This window comes from uncultured Campylobacter sp. (genome assembly GCF_938045535.1).
In the GTDB taxonomy this organism is placed as follows: domain Bacteria; phylum Campylobacterota; class Campylobacteria; order Campylobacterales; family Campylobacteraceae; genus Campylobacter_B.
In genome coordinates this window covers 1-3,045 of the sequence record NZ_CALIMQ010000262.1, presented here as the reverse complement: position 1 = coordinate 3,045, position 3,045 = coordinate 1, and the positions used below count along the sequence as shown (strand labels likewise).

The window sequence follows — 3,045 nt, the reverse complement described above, 5'->3', positions numbered from 1 at the left end:
CGCCATAACTACTTTAAAAATTTAAAGCGTAAAATTTAAACCCCAGCTTTAGAATCGGGCGCGGACAATAAAATTGGCTTTTAAGATTTAAAGCACAAAATAAAATCGCTCTATCGTACGGTCGTGGCAGTGGCTTTAAATTTTAATATGCAAAATTTTAAATCAAGTGTCGCGCGTACGACTAATCGCAGCCGTTTGCTTGGATTTTAAATCGTAAAATTTAAATCGTAGAAATTTAATGCGCGCGCCGAAGCGGGAAGTGAAAATCTAAAGCGCTCTGGCTGACTTAGATGCTAAAATCCTCGCCGAGGTAGAATTTGCGCACATTCGGATCGCTGGCTATCTCTTTTGCGGTGCCACCTGCGAACAGCTCGCCGTCTTTGATGACGTAGGCGCGGTCGCAGATCGCAAGCGTTTCGCGGACATTGTGATCGGTGATGAGCACGCCTATGCCAAGATCGCTTAAATCGCGCACGATGCTTTGGATATCGTTAACAGCGATTGGATCGACGCCTGCAAACGGCTCGTCCAAAAGTAGAAATTTCGGCGTTATCATCAGGCTTCTCGCAATCTCGCAGCGCCTGCGCTCGCCGCCGCTTAGGCTCACACCTTTGCGCAATCTGATCGGCTCGATGTTGAGCAGATTTAGCATCTCATCGACCTTTCGTGAGGCTTCGGCTTTATTTTTATAGGTAATCTCTGCAGCGAGCATTAAATTTTCTTCAACGCTAAGCTCCTTAAAGATGCTGCTTTCTTGTGGCAGGTAGCCGATGCCGAGCTTGGCGCGCTTATGAAGTGGAACTTTTGCGATGCTGCTCTCATTAAGCAAGATATCGCCGCCGCTAGCGCTTATCAGCCCGCAGATCATATAAAACGTCGTGGTTTTGCCCGCTCCGTTGGGCCCTAGCAGCCCCACGATCTCGCCGTTGTAAAGCTCTAGCGAGATGCCCTTAATGATCGGCGTGCCTTTTATGGTTTTTTTTAGACCCCTGACTTCCAGTTTATGCATAGCTTACCTCGTATTTTCGCCCTTGCGCGTGCGGCGTGATCCTCACTACGCAAAAATCAAGCTCATATTTTTTAAGTAAATTTATCAAATTTTCATCCGCCCATTCGATCAGATGAAGCCCCTCTTCAAATAAATTTTCAAATAGTCCGTTTTTTAAAATCCCCTCGCAGCCGCCGTTATAGATGTCGTAATGATAAATTTCGCCGTAGTTTTGCATGATCGAAAATGTAGGCGAGTTCACGTGCTCGTCTAACCCATGCGCCCGCACGATCGCACGCGCAAGCGTCGTTTTGCCGCTGGCAAGATCGCCGATGAGCAAGATTATGCCGCTTTTTGGCAGAGCCTGCACGAGGCGTGAAATTTCATCCTCGCCGCAGATGAGTTCAAAGCTCTTGGACATACTTTGCCTGCTCGCTTTTGGGCGTATTTTTCGCGTTAGGAAAGGCTAGGACTTTAAAGCTTTGTTTTCTATCTAAAAAGCTTATCGTGATTATGTCGCCGATTTTAAGCTCTTTGGCGGGCTTTACTACGATGCCGTTTACGGTTACGACGCCGCTTTTGCACATATCTTCGCTGATGGCGCGCCGCTTGGTGATATTGACTGCGTTTAAAAATTTATCGATTCTCATAGGCGTGAGTTTAGCGATATTTGCCTTAAAAGCAACTATTAAACTATTTATTGGTAGAATTTCGCCAAATTTTACGTAAAGGATTTGAGATGGCAAAAGATGTAAAAAAGGTCGTTTTGGCGTATTCCGGAGGACTAGATACTAGTATTATTTTAAAGTGGATCGGCGATACTTACGGCTGCGACGTGGTGACGTTTACTGCAGATATCGGTCAGAACGAGGATTTGGAGCCTATCAAAAACAAAGCTGTGAAACTGGGCATCAAAAAGGAAAATATCTTCGTAGAGGATCTGCGCGAGGAATTTGTGCGCGATTACGTATTTCCGATGTTTCGCGCAAACGCAGTTTATGAGGGCGAGTATCTTTTAGGCACATCGATCGCGCGCCCGTTGATCGCTAAAAAGCTAGTTGAAATTGCTAAAAAAACCGGCGCGGACGCCGTAAGCCACGGCGCAACCGGCAAGGGTAACGATCAAGTCCGCTTCGAGCTTGGCGCATACGCGCTAAATCCCGATATTAAGGTAATTGCGCCGTGGAGGCTGTGGGATCTGAACTCTCGCGAGAAGCTGCTTGCTTACGCTAAGAAAAACGGCATCGACATCGCCTCAAAGCCTGGCAAGTCGCCGTATTCGATGGATGCGAATATCCTTCACATCTCCTACGAGGGCTTGGTGCTGGAAGATCCCGCCCATGCGCCTGAGGAGGATATGTGGCGATGGACCGTAAGCCCTAAAAATGCGCCAGATAAGAGCGAGATCATCGAGATCGAATACAAGCATGGTGATCCCGTAAAGCTAAACGGCAAGGCGCTTAAGCCGCACGAGATGCTGGCAGCACTTAACGAGCTTGGCGCTAAAAACGGCATCGGCAGACTCGATCTTGTTGAAAATCGCTACGTCGGCATGAAGAGCCGCGGCTGCTACGAAACTCCGGGCGGCACGATCATGCTAAAGGCTCACCGCGCGATCGAGAGCATCACGCTAGATCGCGGTGCGGCGCATCTAAAAGACGATCTGATGCCGCGCTACGCCGAGCTCATCTACAACGGCTTTTGGTTCAGCCCGGAGCGCTTGCTGCTTCAAGAGCTGATAAACAAATCCCAAGAGCACGTAAACGGCAAGGTTAAGCTAGAGCTTTATAAGGGCAACGTTACCGTGCTGGGCAGGGAAAGCAAGAGCGATAGTTTGTTTAATACCGATTTCGTGACGTTTGAAGAGGATAAAGTTTTTAATCAAAAAGACGGCGACGGATTTATCAAGCTAAGCGCGCTAAGATTTATCATCGCGGGTAAGAACGGACGCAAGCTTTAGCTGAAATTTTGCCTATAGCGGCAAGGTGTGCAGGCAAATTTCACAAAACGAAATTTTAAAATTTCGTATAAACCTAAAAGACCGGGTTAATGAAAAC

4 protein-coding genes are annotated in these 3,045 nt (G+C 47.5%); 1 reads left to right on the top strand and 3 read right to left on the bottom strand.

Annotated elements, in window-relative coordinates; all coding sequences use genetic code 11:
- Positions 1–286: 286 nt before the first annotated feature.
- Genes lptB through Q0095_RS08240 form a run of 3 tightly spaced genes read right to left on the bottom strand, consistent with a single transcriptional unit; the run spans position 287 to position 1,638 of the window.
- Entirely contained in the window at positions 287–1,009 is a 723-nt protein-coding gene (lptB, locus tag Q0095_RS08250; RefSeq protein WP_297883040.1) for an LPS export ABC transporter ATP-binding protein, read from the bottom strand.
- Positions 1,002–1,409 (bottom strand): tRNA (adenosine(37)-N6)-threonylcarbamoyltransferase complex ATPase subunit type 1 TsaE, encoded by a 408-nt coding sequence (gene tsaE, locus Q0095_RS08245; protein ID WP_297883038.1) that lies wholly within the window; start codon positions 1,407–1,409, stop codon positions 1,002–1,004. The genes lptB and tsaE overlap by 8 nt, the downstream gene beginning before the upstream one ends.
- Positions 1,393–1,638, bottom strand: coding sequence for an RNA-binding S4 domain-containing protein (locus Q0095_RS08240; protein WP_297883036.1), 246 nt, complete (start codon positions 1,636–1,638; stop codon positions 1,393–1,395). The genes tsaE and Q0095_RS08240 overlap by 17 nt, the downstream gene beginning before the upstream one ends.
- A gap of 89 nt (positions 1,639–1,727) precedes the next feature.
- Here Q0095_RS08240 and Q0095_RS08235 point away from each other — a divergent pair, with 89 nt between their 5' ends.
- Positions 1,728–2,948: an argininosuccinate synthase gene (locus tag Q0095_RS08235; protein ID WP_297883034.1), complete on the top strand. Its 1,221-nt coding sequence runs from the start codon at positions 1,728–1,730 to the stop codon at positions 2,946–2,948.
- Positions 2,949–3,045: the final 97 nt, after the last annotated feature.